Genomic DNA, 23418 nt, shown 5'->3' with positions numbered 1-23418 from the left:
ACCGATCACGCCGCAGCCTTGGCCTTGACATAACGCCCGGGCGCGGACTCGATGGCTTTGTAGGGGGCACGTCCAGGGGACCTGGGCGCATTGACCAAAGCACCCGCCTGTGGCCGCAGCCATTTGGACCAATCATCCCACCAACTGCCCGGCACTTCTTTGGCTTTGCCGAGCCAGTTTTGAAATTCAGGGGGCAACTGCGTGTCAGCGGGCAACCAATGGCTGCGTTTTTTGGATGAAGGCGGGTTGATCACCCCCGCAATGTGACCAGATGCTCCCATGACAAAGCGTTTTTTACCCGGCAACACCTGGGTGCTGGCATAAGCGGCCTCAATGGGCACGATGTGGTCTTCTTTAGAGCCATATATATAGACGGGCAAATCGACCAAGCCCAGGTCAATTTTTTCACCGCAAACCTCGGCTTTGCCCGGTTGAACCAAGCGGTTTTCCAGATAGGTGTTGCGCAAATACCAAGCGAACATGGGGCCCGGCAAATTGGTGGAGTCACTGTTCCAATACAGCAAATCAAATGGCAGTGGGGTCTCACCCTTGAGGTAGTTTTTCACCACGTAATTCCACACCAAGTCGTTGGGCCGCAAAAAGCTGAAGGTGGTCGCCATGTCCCTGCCGGGCATCAGACCGCCATTGGCGTATTGCATTTCGCGAAATTTGACGAAATTTTCGTCAATGAACACATCCAAAACGCCGGTCTCTTTGAAGTCAATCAAGGTTGTGAGCAGTGTGGCGCTGCTGACCGGTTTTTCGCCGCGTGCTGCCAGCACGGCCAAGGCGGTGGTCAAAATGGTTCCGCCCACACAAAAGCCCAAGGCATTGATTTGAGGAACTTTGGCGATGTCTCGCACCACCTCAATGGCTTGAATCGCACCTTGCTCAATATAGTCATCCCAACTCACCTGGGCATGGCTAGCGTCAGGGTTGCGCCAACTCACCACAAATGTGCGATGGCCTTGCGCCACCACGTAGCGGATGAAAGAGTTTTCAGGCTGCAAGTCCAATATGTAGTACTTATTGATGCAAGGCGGAATCAGCAGAAAAGGCTTCTGGTGGACTTTGGCCGTCAGGGGTTTGTATTCGATGAGTTGAAACAAGTCGTTTTCAAACACCACATGACCCTGGGTCGTGGCGACATTCTTGCCCACCTCGAACAGGCTTTCGTCCGTCATGGATACGTGGCCTTGGCGCAGGTCGTGCCACAAATTTTGAACGCCTTTGGCAATGCTCTCACCCTGGCTGTCAATGGCTTTTTGTTGAGCATCCGCATTGAGCAACCAGGAGTTGCTCGGTGCACTGGCCGCACTCCACTGCTCGACGGCAAAACGAATGCGCTCGCGGGTCTTGTGGTCCCCTTCCAGGGCGTCGGCCAAACCCATCAAGGTGCGGGTGTTGAGCAGGTAAATGGCCGCTGAGAAAGCAGCCATGGGGTTGTGGCCCCATGCATCACCGGCAAAACGCCTGTCTTTGAGCACCGGGGTTTTGCTCAAGCCTTGGTTCCACAGCTGTGTGGCCTCTTGCAAATATTGATCTTTCAAAGTTTGCAATTGGGCGGGGTTGAATGCCAATGATCCCGTCTGCGGAGAAGACTGGGCCATTTGCTGAAAGCTAGCCAAGGCCTGTTGCCACCCTTGGGCAAGGCTTTGTTGAAAAGCATTTGCAGCGTTGCCGCTGTTTGTGGCCTGTTGTGGGCGCATATTTGTCTCCAAAGCGCATGGGTATTTTTGGCGGCCCTACACTGCTGTGCGTGAAAGCCTGTTGATGATGAGTATCTCAGCTTCAGCCTTCGTGACACTGACAATTTTTCGTTTTAGAGGCCATACCCCATGTACCTGGTTGCCATCGCCTGGATTTACATCACCTTGATGATGGCCGTGGCCGAGGCCTTTCACCCCCAAGGCAGCTTGTTGGGCGCTTTCTTCACATTTGTTCTTTATGGTGTGGCGCCACTGGCTTTGGTCTTGTACCTGCTCAACACACCAGGGCGGCGGCGAAGGTTGAAACAAGAAATGGAAGCAGCAGCCAATCAACCCCACCCAGATGGGGCTGAGTTAGGCAGTCACATCCCGCCAAATGCTGGCGGCGAATCGACCGCTGACACGATCTCGCCGGTGGGAAAAAAATAAATCCGGCTGCGTCACGGTGCACCAAGATGGAGATCCGTCATTGCCTGTGATGTGGGTCACACCCAGGGCCTGTAAACGCATACGGGCCAATGCGGGCAAATCGGCCCACCACTTGCCCTTCGTTGGTCCAGGCTGGAAGCACTCACTGGCTCGTGCATCAACAGCGCAAAACGCATCTCTCACTTCATGGCCAACTTCGAAAGCCTGCGGCCCAATGCATGGCCCCAGCCACACCTGAATTGGCAAGACATCTGCATCCATGCGCTCGCGCATGGCGTGCACCGCCACTTCGATGACCCCCAGCCCCATTTCCCCAGCCAAACCTCGCCAGCCCGCATGTGCAGCGGCAACCCATTGCCCAGAGGGTTCGGCGAATAAAACGGGCAAACAATCCGCCACCATGATGGTGCAAGCCAGCCCGGACACTTGGGTGATGCAGACATCGGCAGAAATGCCATCTGGGGTTTGTTCGGTCAATTCAACCAGGCTACAACCGTGAACTTGGTTCAAAAAAACCGGCTTTGCCCCAATGTGCCCACGATAGCTTTCCCTGTTGGCGCTGACCGCGCTGGGGTCATCTCCCACATGATTGCCCAAGTTCAGGCTCGCATAGGCACCCGTGGAAACACCACCGTCGCGCAGACTGCAAAAGGACTTGATGCCTTCAGGCCAAAGCCCCTGCAAGTGCTGATCCATCAACGGGCCCAAGTTGAAGGCGCACAAGGGGCCAACGGGCTGGTCAGTGCCTGAACCCAGGCGAACAAGCCCTTGGGTGCAACGACCTCAAAGCCAGGGCTCGCCAGTTCATGGCACACTCTGCCCATCGTTTTTTTGCGCACCCCCTGAAAGGGTTTGGTGATTGCGCATTTACTGCCCATGAAAGTAGCGTCCATGAATTTTGTCTTTGCCCCTTCAGCCATCATATCTGTCCCCGTGATCGGTCAGCCTGAGCAATTTCCTGTCCATCGCATTTATTGCGTGGGACGCAACTACGAAGAGCACGCCAAAGAAATGGGATACACCGGCCGTGAGCCGCCGTTTTTCTTTTTGAAACCCGCCGATGCATTGGTGGTGGTGCCCGAAGGCCAGACAGGGCAAATCCCCTACCCCAGCATGACGGGCAATTTTCACCATGAAATCGAATTGGTGGTGGCCATCGGCAAAGGTGGCAAAAACATCGGCGCCAGCCAGGCGATGAGCCATGTTTACGGCTATGCCGTTGGCTTGGACATGACCCGGCGCGACCTTCAAAACGACATGAAAAAGCAAGGTCGCCCCTGGTGCATCGGCAAGGCGTTTGATCACAGCGCACCGATGGGCCCGATTGTGCGGGCCGAAAAATTGGCCCACATCGAATCTGCTGCCATTTCCGTGTCAGTCAATGGCAAGGCACGTCAATCCAGCAGTGTCAGCAAGCTGATTTGGAATATTTCAGAAACCATTGAACACCTGTCTGCTGCCTGGGAACTTCAACCTGGAGACCTGATATTCAGCGGCACACCTGAAGGTGTGGCTGCGGTGGTCAGTGGCGACACCATGGTTGGTGATGTCACAGGCTTGCCCACCCTGACCGTTCACGTCAACTGAACCAATTGCTGCGCACTGGGATCACCTATTTTGCTTCGCTCCAGCATCAAACACTGCAAAAACTGTGGGGAATTGGTTGTATTGCGCGTGCCTGACGACGGCGATACGCGGCAAAGGGCGGTGTGCCCTGCATGCCAGACCATCCACTATGAAAACCCATTGAATGTGGTGGGCACCATACCGGTGCTGGGAAAGTCGGTGTTGTTGTGCAAGCGGAACATCGAACCGCGCAAAGGCAAATGGACATTGCCTGCAGGCTTTATGGAGTTGGGCGAGACCCTGGGCGAAGGCGCTGCACGCGAAACCACTGAGGAGGCCGGCGCCCAGTTTGAGCTGCAAGGGCTTTTCAGTGTGCTCAATGTGGCACGTGTGGGTCAGGTGCACTTCTTTTTTCTCGCCGAATTGACCTCTGACCAATTTGCGCCGGGCCATGAAACCATGGAAGCCCGGCTATTTGAAGAGCATGAAATCCCCTGGGATGAGCTGGCCTTTCGCACCGTGAAGGAAACCCTGAGGGCTTTTTTTGCCGACCGCCAAGCCGGCGAGTTTGGTTTGCACCAAATGGACATCCATCACTGAGAACCCATACCGCTCAGCTCTTTTTGGGCTCTTGATGGCCACCAAACTGATGCCGCAGTGCTGACAAGGTTTGGTCGGCAAAACTGGGGGATTGCCGGGACCTGAACCTGGCATTCAAAGCAGCGGTCAGCACATGGGCTGGTATGGCCTCTTCAATGGCGGCTTCGACAGTCCAGCGACCCTCTCCTGAATCTTGCACATGGCCAGAAAAATCAGCCAGCTGGGGATCTCGTGCCAAAGCAATCGCCGCCAAATCCAATAGCCAAGAAGAAACCACACTGCCCCTGCGCCACACCTCTGCAATATCGGCCAGGTTGAAGTCGTAGCGACGCTCTGCCGGCACAGCGCTTTGCCCAGCGCCTTTGAGGATGTCAAACCCCTCTGCAAAGGCTTGCATCATTCCGTACTCAATGCCGTTGTGAATCATCTTCACAAAATGCCCTGAACCCACGGGCCCCGTGTGCAAATAGCCCAAGTGCGCTGTGGATTCAAAGCCTTCCCGACCGGGTGTGGGCGTGATTTGCCCTTCGCCGGGTGCCAAGTCGTGGAAAACAGGTGCCATCCTGTTGAAAGCAGCCAACTCGCCACCAACCATCAAGCAATAGCCACGCTCCAAACCCCAAACCCCGCCGCTGGTGCCCACATCCAAATAATGAATGCCCACGGGCAATAACTCTTGGGCACGGCGCACATCATCTTTGTGGTTGGCATTTCCACCGTCGATCAAAATGTCCCCGGCTTGCAACAAGGCCTTCAAGGACTGAACGGTGTCCTCGGTGATCTGACCCGCAGGCAACATCATCCAAATGGCCCTGGGTTGGGGCAGTTGTTGCACCAAATCAGCCAAGCTTTGGGCTCCGACAGCACCCAAACCCACCAACGGCTGGGTGCTGGCCATATTCGCGTCGTAAACCACACAGCTGTGGCCCTTTTTGAGCAAACGACGCACCAAATTGCCCCCCATCTTTCCCAAACCAATCATGCCAATGTGCATTGTTGAACCCACTTTGATGAACTTGGCTGCACTTTAACTTCAATTGAACCGAAGGTGTCTGTCTGCGCCAACACCGATACACGCAATCTCTAGGGAAACCGCTGATGAATCCGGGACCCATGTCTATTTAAACTGTCAATATTGCAACTTTCGAGAACACGCGCATGTCCACCACGTTCAATGTCAATGGCAAATCGGCTGTGACCGATGCGGCACCCGCCACCCCTTTGCTGTGGGTTCTGCGGGAAGACCTTCAACTCACAGGCACCAAATATGGTTGTGGCGTGTCCCAATGTGGCGCTTGCACCGTGCACGTGAACGATGTGCCGGTTCGATCCTGCAGCATGCCTGTGAACCAAGTCGCGGGCAAACAAGTGACAACCATTGAAGGCTTATCGCCCACGGGAACCCATAAATTGCAAAAAGCTTGGGTGGCCGAACAAGTGCCCCAATGCGGTTACTGCCAGTCGGGTCAGATCATGCAAGCGGCCGCTTTGCTGGCCAAGAATAAAAACCCCAGTCGCGCCCAAATCGTGGCCCACATGAACGGCAATATTTGCCGTTGCGGAACCTATCAACGCATCGTGAGCGCCATTCAACGCGCAGCCAAGGAAGCATGATCATGTCCAAGCACACTTCCATTGACCATTCAGACATCAACCGCCGTCAATTTTTGGCCGTTGGCTCAGGGCTGAGTTTTTCCTTGGCGATGGGCAGCGCCATGCTGCCCATGGGCACATCGGCCCAAACCAACGATGCGCGAATGGCCATCAACGTATGGGTCAACATCGCCACCGACAACACCATCACCATTCTTGCGCCCACGGCTGAGATGGGTCAAGGTACCTTGACCACACTGCCGCTGATATTGGCGGAGGAGTTGGATGCAGACTGGTCAAAAGTCAAAGTGGAAATTGCCCCACCCAATCCTAAGGTTTATGGCAATCCTCACCCATTGCTCAACGGCGGGCAGGCCTCATTGGCCAGTGTGGCAGTCCCAGGTTATTTCAAACCCCTGCGGGTTGCCGGCGCCCAAGCCCGGCGGGTCTTGATGGACGCTGTCGCGACCAAATGGAGCGTGCCGATCAGCGAGTTGAGCACGCAAAACAGCACCGTCGTGCATGCCAAAAGCAATCAACGCATCAGTTACGGCGATGTGGCCAAGTTTGCCACCGTGCCAGCTGAATTGCCCAAGATCACTGACGACGAGTTGAAAAAACCGGAGCAGTTCACCCTCATTGGTCGCACCCACATCGGTCGCATTGATGTTCAATCCAAGGTCGATGGCACCGCACAGTTTGGCATCGATGCCAGGGTTGAGGGCATGGTTCACGCCTCGGTTCTGGAGTCGCCCATGGAGGGCGCCAAAGCTGAAAACGTGAACACTGAAGAAGTCATGGCGGTTCCAGGCGTCCTAAGGGTTCTGACGGTTCCCTTTGGTGTGGCTGTGATTGGCAAAACGGGAGAATCCACGCGAGTGGCCCGCGCCTTGCTCAAAGCCAAAGTCACTTGGAACACCTCGGGCGCCGCCGCAGCTGCCGGCTTTGACTCTGAAAAATCCAAAGCGGACTATGCCAAACAAGGTCAAGACCCCAATGCCAAGGCGATGGATGCCTACAAACGCGGTGACGCCACCGCCGCCCTGGGACAAGCCGCCAAAACCATCGAAGCCACCTATTGGTCCGAACACGCTTATCACGCCCAAATGGAACCGATGAATTGTTTGGCCAAAGTGGCGGCTGATGGCCAATCGGCCGAAATATGGACCGGAACGCAGTTCTCTTTCTTGGCCACCGTAGTCGCCTCTGGCATTTTGAAAACCACGCCAGACAAAATCAAGGTCCATCAACACATGTTGGGTGGCGGCTTCGGTCGGCGCATCGCCCCAGACATCATTGCCCAGTCCGTGGTGTTGTCCAACATCACCAAATTGCCCGTGAAACTCGTCCTCTCTCGAGAGGATGACATGGCTGCTGCCCGCCCCAGGCCCCTGACCCACCATGTGATGAAAGCAGGCCTGGATGACAAGGGTCAACTGATCGGCTGGCGTCACCGTTTGGTGGCAGAAAATGTCGACGCTGTTGCCGCACCCGCCCGCTTCCAAGCCACCGGCGGCAAAGATTACGTCGGTTGGAACGGCTCCGACTTACCCCATTACGCCATTCCCCACACGTTGGCAGAGGGTGTGCGGGAAATGCGTGGCACTCGGGTTGCACCCTTGCGTGGCATTGGTGCTGGCTACAACAAATTTGTCATTGAATCCTTCCTGGATGAGATTGCATTTGAGCGCCGCATCAACCCTCTGGCCATGCGACTTGAGTTGACACAATCGGACGCCAGGGCCAATGCGGTGATTCGAACGGTTGCCGAAATGTCAGACTGGAACCGCAAACGCAAAGACCGTGGCCTGGGGATCGCTTTCGCGGACTACCACGGCACCCTCTCTGCTGGGGTGGCAGAAGTGTCGCTCAATCGCAAAACCGGCAAAATTCAAGTGCACCACTATTGGGTAGCCGTTGATACGGGCTTGCCCATTCAACCCGTCAATGTGTTGGCTCAACTCGAAGGGGCTGTGGTCTACGGACTTTCCTTGGCCTTGCTCGAAGAACTGACCATTCGAAATGGTTCTGTGGTGCAGTCCAACTTCAATGATTACCCTGTGCTGCGCATGGCAGACATGCCAGAAATCCATACACAGATCATTCCCTCCAAGGCCCCGCCCACAGGCATGGGTGAGATTGGTGTTTTGGCGGTGGCCCCCGCCATATCCAACGCCATTTTTCAACTCAGCGGCAAACGCTTGCGCCATTTGCCCATGTCGCCAGCCCGGGTGAAAAAAGTGATCACCTGATTGAGCGCAAACAGCCTGTGGAGCCCTGCCCTCCACAGGCTTTGCTGACCGTTGGTCATGCCAGTTTGATCATGCGCCATAGGTTGCGCAAGTCATGATTTGAGTTCACGCTGAATGCAGTGAGGGGTCGGTAAAGCGTCACAGCACAGAGACTGCTTGCAAACCATGGATCAACGTCTCAAATCAAAATGGTGCAATGGAAAAGGGTTAGCAGAAAAACTCTGCTAACCCTTGTATCGTTGGTCGGCGTGGCGGGATTCGAACTCGCGACCCCTTGCACCCCATGCAAGTGCGCTACCAGGCTGCGCTACACGCCGAAGTGAGAGATTATAACGGGGTTATGCGTGGGCCTCACTGAGCAACTCCCGAATTTCAAACAATTCCCGGCGCAGGAGAAACAAACGCTTTGAGCCAGTGGCCTCTGGTGTGGCCAATGACATGCCCCAGCCTTCTGCGTGTGGTGCAGCAGAGATCACATTGACAGGCAAAGCCTCAACAACATCGAGATCAGCGCTCGCGTCCTCGAACTTGAACTCGTGTCCAATTTCTTGCAATCGATTGCGAGCGCCACTGATGGTGAAACCTTGCTCGTACAACAAACCGCGGATTCGACGGATCATCAAAACTTCATGGTGCTGGTAGTAACGGCGGTTGCCGCGCCGTTTCATGGGCCTCAACTGGGTGAACTCTTGTTCCCAGTAACGCAAGACATGGGGCTTGACGGCGCACAACTCGCTGACTTCACCGATGGTGAAATAGCGTTTGGCAGGTATAGCGGGTAGAAGGGTTTCCATGAACGAGATATGTAAGAACCAAGGTTACCCCAAGCGCGCAGAAAAGATAAGTAGGTAAGAACAAAAAAGAATGTAAAAATTTAAAGTTTGTAAAAATTTAAGTGCTCTGACCCGGGTTTTCACTCTGAATGAGGTCTTTTAATTTATGACTGGCATGGAAAGTAACCACTCTTCGCGCTGCGATGGGAATGACTTCCCCGGTACGGGGGTTGCGGCCGGGTCTTGCTGACTTGGTGCGAATTTGGAAATTGCCGAAGCCAGAAATTTTCACGTCGTTGCCCTCCACGAGACTTTGGGTGATGAGGTCAAAAAAAGCCTCAATCATGTCCTTGGATTCGCGTTTATTCAAACCAATTTGCTGGTACAGCATTTCTGCAAGTTGGGCCTTGGTCAAGGCTGGCGTTTCAAGGCTATCGACTGAAATTTCCATGCGAATTCTCCTGAGTTAGCGCAATCGCGCTTGCAGCGCGAGTGTCAAAGAAGACAAAACCGAATCCACCACAGCCTGGATTCGCTCATCGGTCAAAGTCGATTCTTCGCTTCCCAGCGTCAACCGAATGGCCAAGCTCTTTTCATTGGCCGACAGGTTTGTCACGGCCTGATCTGGTTGGTAGATATCAAACAACACCGCATCCCTGAGCAAGCCCTGGGTGGGTGCCGCAAAAACAGCCTGCATCAATTGGTTGTGGGTCACACTTTGCCCGACCACGACCGCCAAATCGCGCTGCACCACAGGGAACTTGGATACAGGCTTGAACATGGGTATGTCCACAGCCAAAACCGGATCCAAAGTCAATTCAAAAAGCACCGGCACTTGCACCAAACCCCAAGACTGTCGATGCTTAGGATGCAACTCCCCGATGTGGCCAATCGTTTGCCCGCGCAAAGTCACGGCAGCACATCGCCCTGGATGCAATGCAGGATGCTCGGCGGGATGAAACTGCGCCTCAAGAGGCGAAAGAAGCGCTTGAAGGTCTGCCTTGACGTCATAGAAATCTGCGTCTTGGTCAGGTGCTGCCCATTGAAGTGGCACCAGGGGACCGACGGCAATGGCCGCGATGTGAATGGGTTGATCAAACCCCTCCACCGTGGTGTCGCTGTTAGGTGTTTGCGCATTTTTTCGAAACACCCGTCCAATTTCGAAAACACGCACCCGCTCGGCGCGCCTGTCCAGGTTGAATTTGACCACCTGAAGCAAGGAACCCACGAGAGAAGATCGCATCACGCCCATGTTGCTGGCAATCGGATTGACCAGCTTCACCGGGTCTGGGTTGGCCAACAAGTCCGTCTCCCATTGAGCCGAGACAAAACTGAAGTTAATGGTCTCTTGATAGCCCAGCGCTGCCAAGCTGTGGCGAACGCTGTGGGTACTGCGTTTGGATTCGGGGCGAAGTTTGGCGCAAATAGGCGCTTGCGGTGGCGTGGTTGGCAATTGGTCAAAGCCAATCATGCGCGCCACTTCCTCAATCAGGTCTTCTTCAATTTGCAAATCAAATCGATGGCTCGGGGGCGTCACGGTGATGACGCCTTCTGACAATGTGCAAGGCAAACCCAAAGACACCAAAGCTTTCATGCATTGGTCGGCCAGGAGTTCCATGCCCAAAACCTTGGAAGCCCGCGCCACCCGCAATCGAACAGGCAATGGACGCGGCATATTGGGTTGCCAATCATCAATGGGCCCACACTGGGTATCCGGCGTTCCACAAATATCCAAAACCAACTGGGTGATGCGCTCAATGTGCTCCACCGTCAGTGATGGATCCACGCCACGTTCAAATCGGTGACCGGCATCGGTGGAAAAGTTGAAGCGGCGCGAGCGACCCGCCACAGACTTGGGCCACCAAAATGCGGCTTCAATATAGATGTGCTGGGTTGCGTCACCGACTGCGGTGGCGTCGCCCCCCATGATGCCAGCCAGTGATTCAACATGGTGATCATCCGCGATGACGCCCACATCCGAATCCACTTCAACGGTTTGCCCGTTGAGCAGCTTCAAGGTTTCGCCTTTGCGCCCCCAGCGGACCTGCAGACCACCTTTGATTTTGTCCAAATCGAAAATGTGGGTGGGTCGGCCCAACTCAAACATCACATAGTTGGAAATATCGACCAAGGCACTCACACTGCGCTGTCCGCAGCGGGCCAATCTATCAACCATCCAGCCAGGCGTTGGCGCCAAAGGATTGACGTTTCGAACCACACGACCAGAAAAGCGACCACACAAGTCTGGGGCTTCAATTTGCACCGGCAGCACTTGATCCGAGGTACACGGCACAGTGGGGTATTGGGGTTGTAAGAGTGGCGAACCAGTCAATGCAGACAACTCACGCGCCACCCCATGTATGCCCAAACAATGGGCCAAATTCGGCGTCAACTTCAGGGTGAACAGCACATCGTCCAATTTCAGGTGCTGGCGAATGTCTTGGCCCAACTCTGCGGTCTCAGCCAGTTCCAGCAAACCGCCGTGATCGTCATTGAGTTGCAACTCTTTGGAGGAGCACAACATGCCCTGGCTTTCCACGCCCCTGATCTTGCCCAGTTTGATGGCAAAAGGTTTGCCGTCTTCACCCGGCGGCAGTAAGGCCCCGACCATGGCGCATGGCACCTTGATACCAACGCGGGCATTGGGTGCACCGCAAACAATGGACAAGTTTTGCGGCAGGCCGACATCCACTTCACAAATGCGCAAACGATCTGCATTCGGGTGAGGTTCTGCACTCAATATCTGACCGACCACCACCTTGCTGAAAGCCGGTGCCACAGGACGCATTTCCTCCACCTCTAAACCCGCCATGGTGAGGGTGTCTGCCAAGGCTTGAGAGCTCAACGATGGGTTGCAAAATTCGCGCAACCAAGACTCAGGAAATTGCATAGTGGGGCAGGATTTGATTTAGCGAAATTGACTTAAGAAACGAATGTCGCCATCGAAGAACAGGCGCAAATCATTGACCCCATAGCGAAGCATGGTCAACCTGTCGGGTCCCATGCCAAAGGCAAAGCCCATGTAATGCTCTGGGTCCAAACCCATGTTTCTGATCACTTGGGGATGCACTTGTCCGGAGCCGGCCACTTCGAGCCAGCGCCCTGCCAAAGGCCCGCTGGGAAACTGAATGTCAATTTCCGCGCTGGGCTCGGTGAAGGGGAAAAAGCTGGGGCGAAATCGCAGCACCAAATCCGAAGACTCAAAAAAAGTTCTGCAGAAATCGGTGAAGACCACCTTCAGGTCTTTGAAGCTGATGTTCTCTCCAATCCACAAACCCTCACACTGGTGAAACATGGGGGAATGGGTTGCATCGCTGTCCACGCGGTAAGTGCGCCCGGGGGCAATCACGCGAATTTCTGGCATGACCTGACCCGCATCCAGCAAGGCTTGATGGCGCTTGACGTGGCTCACCGCATGGCGGATTTGCATCGGGCTGGTGTGGGTGCGCAACAAATAACCACCTTCCACATAAAAGGTGTCGTGCATGGAACGCGCTGGATGGTCTTCAGGCGTATTGAGTGCAGTGAAGTTGTACCAATCGGTTTCAATTTCAGGGCCCTGCGCCACTTCAAAGCCCATGGAGTCAAAAATTTGCTCGATACGCTCCAAGGTCAAACTGACTGGGTGCAAGCCACCCGTTGGACGCAAGCGCCCCGGCAAAGCCACATCCAAGGCCTGCGCTTTCAGTTGGCTCGACAGCTCTTCATCTGCCAGCGCTTGTCTGCGCTGGGTCAATGACATTTCAACAGCTTGTTTGGCTTGATTGATCGCGGCCCCCTGAAGCTTCTTTTCTTCAGTTGGCAATGTGGCCAAGCCCTTCATCAACTCCGTGATGCGCCCGGTTTTTCCCAAAAATTGGGCCTTGGCATTTTCCAAATCAGCTTGGGTATGACATCCCTCGAAAGCCGATTGCGCAGCCATTACCAAAGCATTCAGATCATTCATTGCGAGGCAAGCGGGTTTGAATCAAACGGGGGCTCATTGGCCCATGAAAATAAAAAACCCGGCGCACCTGCATACCAGGCGCAACCGGGTGGGTGACATCAAGCAGCTAGCTTGGCTTTGACTTGCTCAACAATGTGCCCAAAGGCAGCTTTGTCGTGCACCGCCAAATCGGCCAACATCTTGCGGTCGATCTCGATGGCCGCTTTCTTCAGGCCATTGGCAAACTGGCTGTAGGTCATGCCCAGTTCACGGGCTGCCGCATTGATACGGGCAATCCAAAGCTGACGGAACACACGCTTTTTGGTTCGGCGGTCGCGATAGGCATATTGCCCAGCTTTCATCACCGCTTCTTTGGCGATGCGGAACACATTGCCGCGGCGACCACGGAAACCTTTGGCTTGAGCGAGTACTTTTTTGTGACGGGCACGTGCCGTCACTCCACGTTTAACGCGAGGCATTTGAAATTTTCCTTGTTCGTCTGATCACAGCCCTGCAAAGGGCAACATTTGAGCCATGTGACCCATATTGGTCTCATGGACTGCGACCGAGCCACGCAAGTGGCGCTTGTTTTTGGTGGTCTTCTTGGTCAAGATGTGACGTTTGAAGGCTTGTCCACGTTTGACAGTGCCACCCGGACGAACGCGAAAGCGCTTCTTTGCGCTGCTTTTGGTTTTCATTTTGGGCATTGGAATGCTCCTTTTCTCATTGTGCTCGTGAGGCGTTTGCAACCTTAGCAAACTTGATGGCCCCGAGCCACTTGTGTCCCCCAAACTCAATCAGGGGAACGCTGTCAGGGTCGGAAACCAACCGCCCCTGTCAGTTTTAAGCCGAGGCCACCGCAGCGACCTCAGCCGTGGGTTTGGCAACGCCGCCCACTTTTTTCTTGCCCGGCGCGATCATCATGATCATTTGCCGGCCTTCCAATTTGGGGAATTGCTCAACCACGATCAGGTCAGCCAATTCCTCCCGAATTCTTTGCAGCAAGGCCATTCCGATTTCTTGGTGCGTGATTTCTCTGCCCCTGAATCGCAATGTGATCTTGCACTTATCGCCTTCAGCCAAAAACCGTTTGATGTTGCGCAACTTGATGTTGTAGTCCCCATCATCGGTACCGGGCCTGAACTTGATCTCTTTGACTTCAATGATCTTTTGCTTGGACTTGGCTTCAGCGGCCTTCTTTTGCTCTTGGTACTTGAACTTGCCGTAGTCCATCAAACGACAGACCGGTGGTACCGCAGTGGAAGCAATTTCGACCAAGTCCACATCTAGGTCTCCCGCCATGCGCAAGGCCTCCATCAGACTCACAATCCCCAAGGGCTCGTTGTCGGGTCCACTCAAGCGGACTTCGGGTGCCATGATTTCCCGGTTCAACCGGTGCTTACGCTCTTCGCGATGGCGGCGATCTCTGAATTCAGTAGCGATGGTTCTTGTCCTTTATTAAAAAACCGTTTGTCCAATGACAAACGGCACACAACCGCCAAGTGCAACGCACCCAGTCGCTATTTCAAAGAAATCAGCTTTTGAGGGCAATGTCATTAGAGATGATTTGTTCAAATGCATCCAAGGACATCACTCCGAGGTCTTTGTTACCTCGGGCGCGCACTGCAACGGCACCCGCTGCTTTCTCTTTGTCGCCAACGACCAAGATGTAGGGCAGCTTTTGCATTGAATGCTCACGTATTTTATAGGTAATTTTCTCGTTTCGCAGATCCGAGTCCACCCTAAAGCCTTGATTTTTCAATCTTTTAACGACACTTTCGACGTAATCGGCCTGGCCGTCGGTGATATTGAGCACACTGACTTGAACTGGCGCGAGCCAAACAGGCAATGCGCCCGCATGCTCTTCTATCAAAATGCCAATGAATCGCTCGAGGCTTCCCACGATCGCTCGGTGCAACATGATGGGTCTGTGGCGGCCACCGTCCTCGGCCACAAACTCCGCATCCAAACGCTCGGGCATGTTTGGGTCGACTTGAATCGTTCCGCATTGCCACTCTCGTCCGAGTGCATCTTTGAGGGTGTATTCGATTTTGGGTCCATAAAAGGCGCCCTCCCCTGGCAGGTACTCAAAATCACACCCTGAAGCTTTCAAGCCTTCGGCCAGCGCGTGCTCCGCACGGTCCCAGCTTTCGTCGCTGCCAATGCGCTTCTCGGGTCGGGTCGACAAGCGATAAAGGATTTTGGTGAAACCAAAATCTCGGTAAACCTTTTGCAGCAAGGTGGTGAAGGCCAGCACCTCTGACTGAATTTGTGCTTCGGTGCAAAAAATATGGCCATCATCTTGGGTAAAGGCGCGCACACGCATGATCCCGTGCAAGCCTCCGGTGGGTTCATTGCGGTGGCATTGGCCAAACTCACCAAAACGCAAAGGCAAGTCACGGTAACTTTTGATGCCTTGCTTGAAAATCAAAATGTGCCCCGGGCAGTTCATCGGCTTCAAGGCGTAGTCGCGCTTTTCCGATTCGGTCACAAACATGTTTTCACGGTACTTGTCCCAGTGACCCGTTTTCTCCCACAGGTGCTGATCCAGGATCTGCGGCCCTTTCACTTCAAGGTAGCCGTTGTCACGATAGACGCGGCGCATGTACTGCTCCACCTCTTGCCACAAAATCCAACCCTTGGGATGCCAAAAAACGGTTCCCGGTGAGTGCTCATCGATGTGGAAGAAATCAAGCTCGCGGCCCAGTTTTCTGTGGTCTCGCTTTTCGGCCTCTTCCAGCATGGTGAGGTATTGCTGAAGGTCGTCTTTGCTGGCCCAGGCCGTGCCATAAATGCGCTGCAACATTTCGTTGCGGTGATCGCCGCGCCAATAAGCACCCGCCACCTTCATCAACTTAAAGTGCTTCAACTTGCCCGTGCTGGGCACATGGGGTCCGCGGCACAAATCCTCAAAGGCACCTTCGCGATACAAGCTCACATCTTCTTGGGCAGGGATGCTGGAAATGATTTCCGCCTTGTAGTGCTCCCCCAAAGATTTGAAGTGGGCAATGGCCTCGTCGCGTGGCAAAACGCGGCGAACAATGGCTTCATCCAGATTGGCCAAAGCTGTCATTTTCTTTTCGATCGCGACCAAGTCATCCGGAGTGAATGGCCGGTGGTAGGAAAAATCGTAATAGAAGCCGTTTTCGATCACCGGCCCAATGGTGACCTGCGCTTCGGGAAAAAGGTCTTTGACTGCGTAAGCCAGCAAGTGGGCCGTCGAATGCCGAATGACCTCCACGCCATCGGCATCTTTGGCCGTGATGATGGCCAAACGCGAGTCACTTTGAATCAAATGGCTGGTGTCGACCAATTGACCATCCACTTTTCCGGCCAAGGCCGCCTTGGCCAGTCCTGCGCCAATGGAGGCCGCCACATCAGCCACCGTCAGGGGCGAAGCAAAAGTGCGCGTAGAGCCATCTGGCAGGGTAACTTGGGGCATGGGCAACTCGGTGAAGATCTGTCTAAGAAACAAAACAAGCGCGGTAGAAGGCCGCGCTATGCAGTTGATTTTCCCATAAAAAAAGCCCGCGAACGGGCTTTTTCATTCTCGCCCCACAGCGGGGGGCGAATCAAGTGGGTTCAGTGAAACTGCTCTTCTTCGGTAGAGCCTGTCAGCGCCGTGACGCTGGACTTGCCACCTTGGATGACCGTGGTCACATCATCAAAGTAACCGGTACCCACTTCTTGCTGGTGGGAAACAAAGGAGTAGCCTCGCTCGCGCGCTGCAAACTCGGGTTCTTGCACCTTTTCCACATAAGCAGACATGCCGCGCTGGGCGTAATCCTGCGCCAAGTCAAACATGTTGAACCACATGGAATGGATGCCCGCCAAGGTGATGAATTGGTACTTGTAACCCATGGCACCGAGCTCGCGTTGGAACTTGGCAATCGTGGCATCGTCCAGGTTCTTTCTCCAATTGAAAGAAGGCGAACAGTTGTAGGCCAACATTTTGCCGGGATGAACCTTGTGCACTGCCTCCGCAAATTGACGGGCAAACTCCAAGTCGGGGGTCCCGGTTTCACACCACACCAAATCGGCATAGTGCGCATAGGCAACGGCACGTGAAATCGCTTGGTCCATGCCTTTGCGGGTTTTGTAAAAACCCTCTGCTGTGCGCTCACCCGTGATGAATGGCTTGTCATTTTCATCGTAATCGCTTGTCAACAGGTCTGCAGCCTCTGCATCCGTGCGGGCAATGACCAGGGTGGATGTGCCACACACATCTGCGGCCATGCGAGCGCCAATCAATTTTTGCACGGCCTCAGTGGTGGGCACCAGCACTTTGCCGCCCATGTGACCACACTTCTTCACCGATGCCAGCTGGTCCTCAAAATGCACCCCAGCCGCACCCGCGCGAATCATGGCCTTCATCAACTCAAACCCGTTCAGCACACCGCCAAATCCAGCCTCGGCATCGGCCACGATGGGGGCGAAATAGTCGATATAGCCTGCCTGACCTGGGTTCAAGCCCTTTGCCCACTGGATTTCATCAGCGCGTCGAAAGGTGTTGTTGATCCGCTCAACCACCCCAGGCACCGAGTCCACTGGGTAGAGGGATTGATCAGGGTACATCGACGAATAGCCATTGTTGTCAGCCGCCACTTGCCAACCTGAGAGGTAAATGGCTTTGATGCCTGCTTTAACTTGCTGCATGGCTTGACCACCGGTCAAGGCACCCAAGCAATTGACGTAGGCCTCGCTTTGCAGCAAATCCATCAATTTTTCTGCGCCACGACGGGCCAAGGTGTATTCGATGGGAAAACTGCCGCGCAAGCGAACCACATCGGCTGCGCTGTAACCGCGCTTGATTCCCTTCCAGCGTGAATTGGTGGCCCAATCCTTTTCAAGTGCGGAGATTTGCTGTTCACGGCTGAGTTGTTCGGTCAGAGCTTGTGGCATGGTGGTTCCCTTTGAAAGTGGTTAAAACTGCGTATGCAGAACCCATACTTTAAGTCTTATATAAGACAATAAATGCTCTTATGTCTTATATAAGAATTTTATTTTCTTCATTAAAAACAAATGCTTGCTATTTATATTTCGCAATACGGCATGTCTTATCTTGCATTGAAAAAATAAACCAAGATGGGCAAAATGAAATTTTCGTATTGTGAAAATGTGTTTTGGGATGTTCAGACCCCTGCTTCCAGGCCGACACGGGCGTCCTGCACTTCATGCTTTCCCTGCGCTAGGCCATCCAATCCCCCGACACCAGGGGGACCCCACGCGCCCATGTTTCGGCAGTGGCTTCATAGATCAAACAAAAAAGTCTTGTGCGCCCAAGGAAACCTGGATGTATTTTTTGCGGTATTGGCCATCGGGGATTGGCAATAGTCCTTCAATTTGATCCAGCAACATTTCAAGTTCAGCAGATATGGCATAAACCTCGCCGACCACATAACCGCCCTTCCCCAACTGAATGCCCGGGTAATCGCCGAGCGAGACCAAGCGCCCGGCCACTTGGGTGATTCCCATGAACCGAGGCGACGGACTCAATCGATTGATATCGTTGGCAGCGCCACGGCGCAACGTGCCGTAAACAAAAACATGCAAGGGGAATTCAGCCGACACCATGACCTCCTAAAACAGAACCTTAGCCGCCACTTGCAAGCCGGGGTCACAAACAGGCCGTTGATCGAAGTGGTTTGATCGCTGTTGAAAACCAGCAAATGAGCCCCTTCGAATGCCGCACAAGACATCGCGCCCGATGGCCAACGAGGACCATTTCCACCCACAGACGCCACACACACCAGCACAGCAGTGACCTCACAGGGTATTTTCACTCGTAAAAAACAACATATAAGAGTGAAAAAAACCGTTTTCCCCTTGGAAAAGCGTGTTTTCTCCATTAGGATTCGCTCTGCCGGTGGAGACACCGTTTCCGCCGGTGATTTTTCACTCTCTTCTAGAAGGAAACTGAATCATGGCAACTGCAAAAAAAGCCCCGGCAAAAAAAGCTGCAAAAAAAGCAGCTCCTGCCAAAAAAGTCGCTGCGAAAAAAGCACCGGCAAAAAAAGTAGCCGCTAAAAAAGCGCCTGCGAAAAAAGCGCCAGCCAAAAAGGCGCCTGCTAAAAAGGTAGTGGCTAAAAAAGCCCCCGCCAAAAAAGCAGCGAAAAAAGCGCCAGCCAAGAAGCGCACACCCAATGCCGCATTCATGCGTGCATTGACCCCCAGCGCCGCTTTGGCCGCTGTGGTGGGTGCAACTCCCCTGGCTCGCACAGAGGTGGTCAGCAAGATGTGGACATACATCAAAAAGCATGGCCTGCAAGACAAAGTCAACAAGCGCAACATCAATGCCGATGACAAATTGCGCGCGGTCTTTGGCAAAGCCCAGGTGACCATGTTTGAACTGGCCAGCTTGATTGGCAAGCACCTGAAGTAATCGCTTCAGTCCCCGATAAAAAAGGCCGCGCAAGCGGCCTTTTTTTATGGACATTCACCTTCGCTCGGCCAAGCTGACAGCATGCAGACCAGCAGCGATGAATCTTAGTGCCTGAATACCAAGAGCGTTAGGACAGGTCTCACTCAACTCGCCCGCTTTTTGATGGCCGCCTCTCGAATGGCGGTCATGGTGGCACGCGTGGTGATCACCTCGGGGTCCAAGCGCACCTCTATCAAGGTGCCACGGTCCAATGCCAATGCCGCTTTGAGTGCGGGCTCGAACTGATCGGTTTGCTCGATCTGCACACCAGCATAACCATAGGCTTGGGCCAAGGCCACAAAATCTGGGTTGCGCAAACCTGAACCACTTTCGTGGTGCGGATACTCACGCTCCTGGTGCATGCGGATGGTGCCAAACATGCCATTGTTGAGCAGCACAATGATGGTTTTTCCACCGAACTGCATGGCTGTGGCCAGCTCTTGCCCGTTCATCAAAAAGTCGCCATCCCCTGCAATGGTCAGCACCGTCCTGCCCGTCAAGATGCTCGCCCCAATGCCCGCCGGAACGCCGTAACCCATGGCCCCTGAGGTGGGCGCCAGCTGGGTTTTGTGGCCTTTGGCCAGCCCATGATGGCGGTGAAAGCGGTGCATCCAACTGGCGAAGTTACCCGCTCCATTGGTGACGATGGCATCTGCCGGCAAATGCCGGTCGATGCAGGCAATGATGGCTGGCATATCGATCGACCCGGGCAGGGCTTGGGGCTTTAAGTTCGCCAAGTAGTCCGCATGGGCTTCATGGGCCCAAGCAGCCCAAGGCAATTCAATGGGAGGGCTGAGCACCTCCAAAGCGCGGGCCGCCGCGTTCATGGTGGCGTTCATGGCCAAATCCGCGTGGTAAACCCGATGCAACTCCTCCGCCCCACCGTGAATGTGGACCAGTTTTTGCGCGGTTTTGGGCGCCTTGAGCAAGGCATAGCCTCCAGTGGTCATCTCGCCCAGGCGTGGGCCCAGGGCAATGATGAGGTCGCAGCTTTCGATGCGACGCGCCAGCGCGGGGTTGATGCCAATGCCCACGTCCCCGGCGTACAAAGGGTGGTGGTTGTCAAACGTATCTTGGAAACGAAAAGCATTGCCCACCGGGAGCTTCCACGCATCGGCAAAACGCTCCAAAGCCTGCGCGGCTTGCGGCGTCCAACCGCCCCCACCCGCGATGACAAAAGGTCTTTGAGCAGCCAACAACATTTCTCTGAGTTTGCGCAAAGCGCCGGGGTCGCACCAGGCTTCCACCGGATCCAACCGGGGCAATGGGCGTGCCGTCACCATTTGCGTGAGCATGTCCTCGGGCAAGACCACCACCACCGGACCAGGGCGGCCATTCATGGCCATGGCAAAAGCCCGCGATACATATTCGGGCAGGCGTTGCGGGTCATCAACCCGCTCCACCCGCTTGGCCAGCCCCTTGGTGTTGGGGCCGAAAAAACTGTTGTAGTCAACCTCTTGAAACGCTTCGCGATCTCGGTGATCGCTGCCCACATCACCCACAAACAAAACCATGGGGGTGCTGTCTTGAAAGGCGGTGTGAATCCCAATCGAGGCATTGGTGGCACCGGGCCCGCGCGTCACAAAGCAAATACCCGGCCGCCCCGTCAACTTACCCTGGGCCTCGGCCATGAAAGCCGCCCCGCCCTCTTGGCGATTGGTGATGAATTGAATGTGTTCTTTGTAGGCGTGAAACCCATCTAGCACGGCCAAAAAACTTTCGCCAGGCACACCAAAGGCATGTGTCACACCTTGATGGACCAAACATTCAACCAGTAAGTGGCCGGCGATCTGTTTTTTTTCTGTCTTGTCCATGGCTTGCTTTGCTAATAATTGAACCCAAAGCTCAAACCGAGCTTTCCTCTTGCCGACCCACCACCACGGCCAAGGCGGCACTCACCACCAGAGTCAGGCTCACGCCGACCAAGGTGGCGGCATACCAACCGTGGTCCATGAACACGCCAAACAAGGCAGGCGCAATGGCAAAACCCACATCCATGCCGGAGTAGACCATCCCATAAACCCGGCCCGTGGCCCCCTTGGGTGTGGCTTGTTTGATCATCAAATCACGCGATGGCCCGCCCACACCAGCAGCAAATCCGGTGATCGCCATCGCCAACATGCTCCCCATGGGACCCAACCACGTGGTGGCGCAAATCACCAACAACAAGGCCGCGCTCAACATGCTGCCAGCGACCACGGCTTGGGTGTGCTTGGCAAAGGTGGCCGCCATGAACCCGCCCGCCAGCATGCCCAAGGCAGCACAAACCAAATAAGCGGTCAGCGTATGGGTCGCCGCTTCAAAGCTCACCCCCACCAGGGACTGCAGGATGGAGACCGAAAAACTTTGCACCACGGCCAAAGTCATTGTGGAAAAAACAAAAAATCCAAAGCACCACCACACCACGGGCAAGCGCAAAAAAGACAGGCTGGTGCTGGCACCCATCGCCGGCTTGACGCCCTGGGTCGGGTGGCGCTGGGGTTCGGTGTGCAAATGCGCACGTTGAAACATGCACAGCAGCAAAAGCGACACAAAAACCAGGGCTGCACAGGCATAGGCCGTGCGCCAATGGCTGAGGGTCGAGATGCCCACCATGAAGGTGGGTGCTGCTGCCCAACCCAAATTGCCTGTCAGCCCGTGGGTGCTGAACGCATGCCCCAAGCGCTGCTCAGAAACCCGGTTGTTCAAAATGGTGAAGTCGACGGGGTGAAAAGTGCAATTGCCCAAACCAAACAAAATGGCCGAGCACATCAACCCACCATAGCCCTGAACTTGGGTCACGCTGGCGCAGGCCAAAGCCAGCATCGCCAAGGACGCATACAACACAGGGCGAGCCCCAAAGTGGTCAACAAAAAATCCCGACAGGGCTTGGCCGATCCCCGAGACCACAAAGAAAACCGACATCAACAAGCCCAGTTGGGCATAACCCAGGCCAAAATCTTGCATGAAAGCCGGGAACATCAAGGGCAGCAACAGGTGAGAAAAATGCGAGCTGGCATGAACCAAGCCCACCAAGCCCATCACCTGGGCATCTTGCCGCCAGGGCACTATGTTGGTTGTTTCAAGCGTGCTTGACATGGTCCATCACTTGGCCGCAGCGCCCGACAAATGAATCACGTCGGCCAAGCGTTCGGCATCGCGCCGAATGCGCGCTTCAAATTGCGCTGAGCTGCCCCCGCCCACGCTGCCGCCGGCGGTCTGGATCACCTCGATCACCCCTGGGTCACGCAAGGCCTTGAGGGTTTCGGCATGAAGCCGTGCCACCACCTCTGGCGGCGTTCGTGAAGGGGCGAGCAAGCCAAACCAGCCGACCAATTCAAAATCGGCCATTCCCAAAGCTTCGGCCACTGTTGGCACATCGGGCAGCAATGGCGAGCGTTTCGCCGAAGTCACGGCCAAGGCCTTGAGCTTGCCCGTTTTGACGTGTTGCAATGCCACGGGCAAGTTGACAAACCCCACTTGCAAAATCCCACCCAAATGATCGACCACGGCCTGCGCATTGCCTTGATAAGCAACGTGGGTGATCTTGGCCCCGGTTTTCACCGCCAACAGTTCGGCAGACAAAAAGCCCGAGCTGCCCACCCCAGGTGTGCCGTGGTTGAAAACACCCGGCTGAGACTTGATGAGCTGCACCAGCTCGCGCATATTTCCTACTGGCACACTGGGGTGTACCGTGACCACATTGAGCATCTCTGCCACTTCAATGATGGGCGCAAAGTCTTTAGAAGGGTTGAACGGCAAGTTGGCAAACAACATGGGGTTGGTGGCCAAGGTGATCCCATTGATCAACAAGGTGTGTCCATCGGGCGCCGATTTGGCCACCAAGTCGGTGCCAATGTTGGTGGCGGCACCGGGTTTGTATTCCACCACCACCGGCTTGCCCAAGCTTTCCTGCAACTTATTCGCAATGGCACGGGCAAAAATGTCTGAGGTGCCTCCTGGCGTGGCAGGGACGATGATTTTGATCGGTTTGCTCGGAAAAGGAGCTTGTGCCCACGCCAGCGAGCTGTGCAGACTTGCCAGCAAGCCCATCACACTGAAAACACCCCATAAAAGTCCGCGCATAGATTTCCCGGTTGAGTCCATCAAAAAAGCCCTGGTTTGCACCAGGGCTCCATGATCCTCAGTTTATCCGCAAGCCAAGCCCCAT

General features: G+C 54.7%; 22 protein-coding genes and 1 tRNA gene. 6 read left to right on the top strand and 17 right to left on the bottom strand.

Translation table 11 applies throughout. The features are described 5' to 3' along the window. Positions 1-5: 5 nt before the first annotated feature. Positions 6-1709, bottom strand: a complete 1704-nt coding sequence (locus AC8GFZ_RS11750) for a PHA/PHB synthase family protein (protein ID WP_506645065.1) — start codon at positions 1707-1709, stop codon at positions 6-8. 129 nt (positions 1710-1838) lie between these two features. On the opposite strand from AC8GFZ_RS11750, the gene AC8GFZ_RS11745 reads away from it, so the two are divergent. After that, positions 1839-2138: a hypothetical protein gene (locus tag AC8GFZ_RS11745; RefSeq protein ID WP_506645064.1), complete on the top strand. Its 300-nt coding sequence runs from the start codon at positions 1839-1841 to the stop codon at positions 2136-2138. Here the strand turns inward: AC8GFZ_RS11745 and pgeF are convergent. Continuing rightward, complete coding sequence (gene pgeF, locus AC8GFZ_RS11740) at positions 2064-2834, bottom strand: peptidoglycan editing factor PgeF (RefSeq protein ID WP_506645063.1); 771 nt, start codon at positions 2832-2834, stop codon at positions 2064-2066. The genes AC8GFZ_RS11745 and pgeF overlap by 75 nt on opposite strands. Positions 2835-3029: 195 nt before the next feature. Between pgeF and AC8GFZ_RS11735 the strand changes: the two genes are divergently transcribed. Together AC8GFZ_RS11735 and AC8GFZ_RS11730 are read left to right on the top strand one after the other, a co-directional pair. After that, the gene (locus tag AC8GFZ_RS11735; protein WP_506645062.1) at positions 3030-3725 is read left to right on the top strand and encodes a fumarylacetoacetate hydrolase family protein; all 696 of its coding nucleotides are present in this window, start codon (positions 3030-3032) and stop codon (positions 3723-3725) included. A 27-nt stretch (positions 3726-3752) separates the two neighbouring features. Further along, a complete protein-coding gene (locus AC8GFZ_RS11730) occupies positions 3753-4304 on the top strand; it encodes an NUDIX hydrolase (protein WP_506645120.1) in 552 nt (183 codons plus the stop codon). Positions 4305-4317: 13 nt separating this feature from the next. Here AC8GFZ_RS11730 and gnd read toward each other — a convergent pair whose 3' ends face one another. Continuing rightward, the gene (gnd, locus tag AC8GFZ_RS11725) at positions 4318-5298 is read right to left on the bottom strand and encodes a phosphogluconate dehydrogenase (NAD(+)-dependent, decarboxylating) (RefSeq protein ID WP_506645119.1); all 981 of its coding nucleotides are present in this window, start codon (positions 5296-5298) and stop codon (positions 4318-4320) included. A 164-nt stretch (positions 5299-5462) separates the two neighbouring features. Here gnd and AC8GFZ_RS11720 point away from each other — a divergent pair, with 164 nt between their 5' ends. Continuing rightward, positions 5463-5918, top strand: a complete 456-nt coding sequence (locus tag AC8GFZ_RS11720; protein WP_506645061.1) for a (2Fe-2S)-binding protein — start codon at positions 5463-5465, stop codon at positions 5916-5918. Between the two features lie 2 nt (positions 5919-5920). Beyond that, entirely contained in the window at positions 5921-8149 is a 2229-nt protein-coding gene (locus AC8GFZ_RS11715) for a xanthine dehydrogenase family protein molybdopterin-binding subunit (protein ID WP_506645060.1), read from the top strand. Positions 8150-8389: 240 nt separating this feature from the next. Here the strand turns inward: AC8GFZ_RS11715 and AC8GFZ_RS11710 are convergent. The 11 genes from AC8GFZ_RS11710 to AC8GFZ_RS11660 all read right to left on the bottom strand — a co-directional run bounded on the left by AC8GFZ_RS11710 (position 8390) and on the right by AC8GFZ_RS11660 (position 18418). After that, positions 8390-8466 (bottom strand) — tRNA-Pro (locus AC8GFZ_RS11710). 21 nt (positions 8467-8487) lie between these two features. After that, a complete protein-coding gene (locus tag AC8GFZ_RS11705; RefSeq protein ID WP_506645059.1) occupies positions 8488-8943 on the bottom strand; it encodes a MerR family transcriptional regulator in 456 nt (151 codons plus the stop codon). Between the two features lie 97 nt (positions 8944-9040). Then, entirely contained in the window at positions 9041-9373 is a 333-nt protein-coding gene (locus AC8GFZ_RS11700; RefSeq protein ID WP_506645058.1) for an integration host factor subunit alpha, read from the bottom strand. A 15-nt stretch (positions 9374-9388) separates the two neighbouring features. Further along, positions 9389-11812 (bottom strand): phenylalanine--tRNA ligase subunit beta, encoded by a 2424-nt coding sequence (gene pheT, locus AC8GFZ_RS11695; RefSeq protein WP_506645057.1) that lies wholly within the window; start codon positions 11810-11812, stop codon positions 9389-9391. 18 nt (positions 11813-11830) lie between these two features. Continuing rightward, positions 11831-12868, bottom strand: a complete 1038-nt coding sequence (locus AC8GFZ_RS11690) for a phenylalanine--tRNA ligase subunit alpha (protein ID WP_506645056.1) — start codon at positions 12866-12868, stop codon at positions 11831-11833. A 98-nt stretch (positions 12869-12966) separates the two neighbouring features. Continuing rightward, entirely contained in the window at positions 12967-13326 is a 360-nt protein-coding gene (gene rplT / locus AC8GFZ_RS11685; protein ID WP_506645055.1) for a 50S ribosomal protein L20, read from the bottom strand. Positions 13327-13350: 24 nt separating this feature from the next. Next, positions 13351-13554 (bottom strand): 50S ribosomal protein L35, encoded by a 204-nt coding sequence (gene rpmI, locus AC8GFZ_RS11680; RefSeq protein ID WP_300041581.1) that lies wholly within the window; start codon positions 13552-13554, stop codon positions 13351-13353. A gap of 136 nt (positions 13555-13690) precedes the next feature. Next, positions 13691-14290, bottom strand: coding sequence for a translation initiation factor IF-3 (gene infC, locus AC8GFZ_RS11675; RefSeq protein WP_506645118.1), 600 nt, complete (start codon positions 14288-14290; stop codon positions 13691-13693). A gap of 91 nt (positions 14291-14381) precedes the next feature. Continuing rightward, positions 14382-16289: a threonine--tRNA ligase gene (gene thrS / locus AC8GFZ_RS11670; protein ID WP_506645054.1), complete on the bottom strand. Its 1908-nt coding sequence runs from the start codon at positions 16287-16289 to the stop codon at positions 14382-14384. Positions 16290-16429: 140 nt separating this feature from the next. Further along, the gene (gene aceA / locus AC8GFZ_RS11665) at positions 16430-17749 is read right to left on the bottom strand and encodes an isocitrate lyase (RefSeq protein WP_506645053.1); all 1320 of its coding nucleotides are present in this window, start codon (positions 17747-17749) and stop codon (positions 16430-16432) included. Positions 17750-18103: 354 nt separating this feature from the next. Beyond that, the gene (locus AC8GFZ_RS11660) at positions 18104-18418 is read right to left on the bottom strand and encodes a gamma-glutamylcyclotransferase family protein (protein ID WP_506645052.1); all 315 of its coding nucleotides are present in this window, start codon (positions 18416-18418) and stop codon (positions 18104-18106) included. A gap of 352 nt (positions 18419-18770) precedes the next feature. Here AC8GFZ_RS11660 and AC8GFZ_RS11655 point away from each other — a divergent pair, with 352 nt between their 5' ends. Then, positions 18771-19229, top strand: coding sequence for an SWIB/MDM2 domain-containing protein (locus tag AC8GFZ_RS11655; protein ID WP_506645051.1), 459 nt, complete (start codon positions 18771-18773; stop codon positions 19227-19229). Between the two features lie 143 nt (positions 19230-19372). Here the strand turns inward: AC8GFZ_RS11655 and AC8GFZ_RS11650 are convergent, their stop codons facing one another. The 3 genes from AC8GFZ_RS11650 to AC8GFZ_RS11640 are packed head-to-tail and all read right to left on the bottom strand — an operon-like array spanning position 19373 to position 23333. Next, complete coding sequence (locus tag AC8GFZ_RS11650) at positions 19373-21082, bottom strand: thiamine pyrophosphate-binding protein (RefSeq protein ID WP_506645050.1); 1710 nt, start codon at positions 21080-21082, stop codon at positions 19373-19375. Positions 21083-21113: 31 nt separating this feature from the next. Then, positions 21114-22346, bottom strand: coding sequence for an MFS transporter (locus AC8GFZ_RS11645; RefSeq protein WP_506645049.1), 1233 nt, complete (start codon positions 22344-22346; stop codon positions 21114-21116). A 6-nt stretch (positions 22347-22352) separates the two neighbouring features. Beyond that, positions 22353-23333, bottom strand: coding sequence for a Bug family tripartite tricarboxylate transporter substrate binding protein (locus tag AC8GFZ_RS11640; RefSeq protein WP_506645048.1), 981 nt, complete (start codon positions 23331-23333; stop codon positions 22353-22355). Between the last annotated feature and the right edge of the window lie 85 nt (positions 23334-23418).

Origin of the sequence: Limnohabitans rimovensis (SeqCode) (assembly GCF_965234775.1) — a bacterium.
GTDB classification, from domain to species: domain Bacteria; phylum Pseudomonadota; class Gammaproteobacteria; order Burkholderiales; family Burkholderiaceae_C; genus Limnohabitans; species Limnohabitans rimovensis.
This window is presented reverse-complemented; position numbering and strand designations above follow the sequence as displayed.

Excerpts from the sequence above, each read along its gene's own strand:
- rpmI (WP_300041581.1), bottom strand. The coding sequence starts at position 13,554 with ATGCCCAAAATGAAAACCAAAAGCAGCGCAAAGAAGCGCTTTCGCGTT.
- AC8GFZ_RS11745 (WP_506645064.1), top strand. The coding sequence starts at position 1,839 with ATGTACCTGGTTGCCATCGCCTGGATTTACATCACCTTGATGATGGCC.
- AC8GFZ_RS11650 (WP_506645050.1), bottom strand. The coding sequence starts at position 21,082 with ATGGACAAGACAGAAAAAAAACAGATCGCCGGCCACTTACTGGTTGAA.
- AC8GFZ_RS11735 (WP_506645062.1), top strand. The coding sequence starts at position 3,030 with ATGAATTTTGTCTTTGCCCCTTCAGCCATCATATCTGTCCCCGTGATC.
- AC8GFZ_RS11640 (WP_506645048.1), bottom strand. The coding sequence starts at position 23,333 with ATGCGCGGACTTTTATGGGGTGTTTTCAGTGTGATGGGCTTGCTGGCA.
- aceA (WP_506645053.1), bottom strand. The coding sequence starts at position 17,749 with ATGCCACAAGCTCTGACCGAACAACTCAGCCGTGAACAGCAAATCTCC.
- AC8GFZ_RS11705 (WP_506645059.1), bottom strand. The coding sequence starts at position 8,943 with ATGGAAACCCTTCTACCCGCTATACCTGCCAAACGCTATTTCACCATC.
- AC8GFZ_RS11690 (WP_506645056.1), bottom strand. The coding sequence starts at position 12,868 with ATGAATGATCTGAATGCTTTGGTAATGGCTGCGCAATCGGCTTTCGAG.
- pgeF (WP_506645063.1), bottom strand. The coding sequence starts at position 2,834 with ATGGATCAGCACTTGCAGGGGCTTTGGCCTGAAGGCATCAAGTCCTTT.
- AC8GFZ_RS11655 (WP_506645051.1), top strand. The coding sequence starts at position 18,771 with ATGGCAACTGCAAAAAAAGCCCCGGCAAAAAAAGCTGCAAAAAAAGCA.
- AC8GFZ_RS11715 (WP_506645060.1), top strand. The coding sequence starts at position 5,921 with ATGTCCAAGCACACTTCCATTGACCATTCAGACATCAACCGCCGTCAA.
- gnd (WP_506645119.1), bottom strand. The coding sequence starts at position 5,298 with ATGCACATTGGCATGATTGGTTTGGGAAAGATGGGGGGCAATTTGGTG.
- AC8GFZ_RS11750 (WP_506645065.1), bottom strand. The coding sequence starts at position 1,709 with ATGCGCCCACAACAGGCCACAAACAGCGGCAACGCTGCAAATGCTTTT.
- AC8GFZ_RS11700 (WP_506645058.1), bottom strand. The coding sequence starts at position 9,373 with ATGGAAATTTCAGTCGATAGCCTTGAAACGCCAGCCTTGACCAAGGCC.
- pheT (WP_506645057.1), bottom strand. The coding sequence starts at position 11,812 with ATGCAATTTCCTGAGTCTTGGTTGCGCGAATTTTGCAACCCATCGTTG.
- thrS (WP_506645054.1), bottom strand. The coding sequence starts at position 16,289 with ATGCCCCAAGTTACCCTGCCAGATGGCTCTACGCGCACTTTTGCTTCG.
- AC8GFZ_RS11645 (WP_506645049.1), bottom strand. The coding sequence starts at position 22,346 with ATGTCAAGCACGCTTGAAACAACCAACATAGTGCCCTGGCGGCAAGAT.
- rplT (WP_506645055.1), bottom strand. The coding sequence starts at position 13,326 with ATGCCTCGCGTTAAACGTGGAGTGACGGCACGTGCCCGTCACAAAAAA.
- AC8GFZ_RS11720 (WP_506645061.1), top strand. The coding sequence starts at position 5,463 with ATGTCCACCACGTTCAATGTCAATGGCAAATCGGCTGTGACCGATGCG.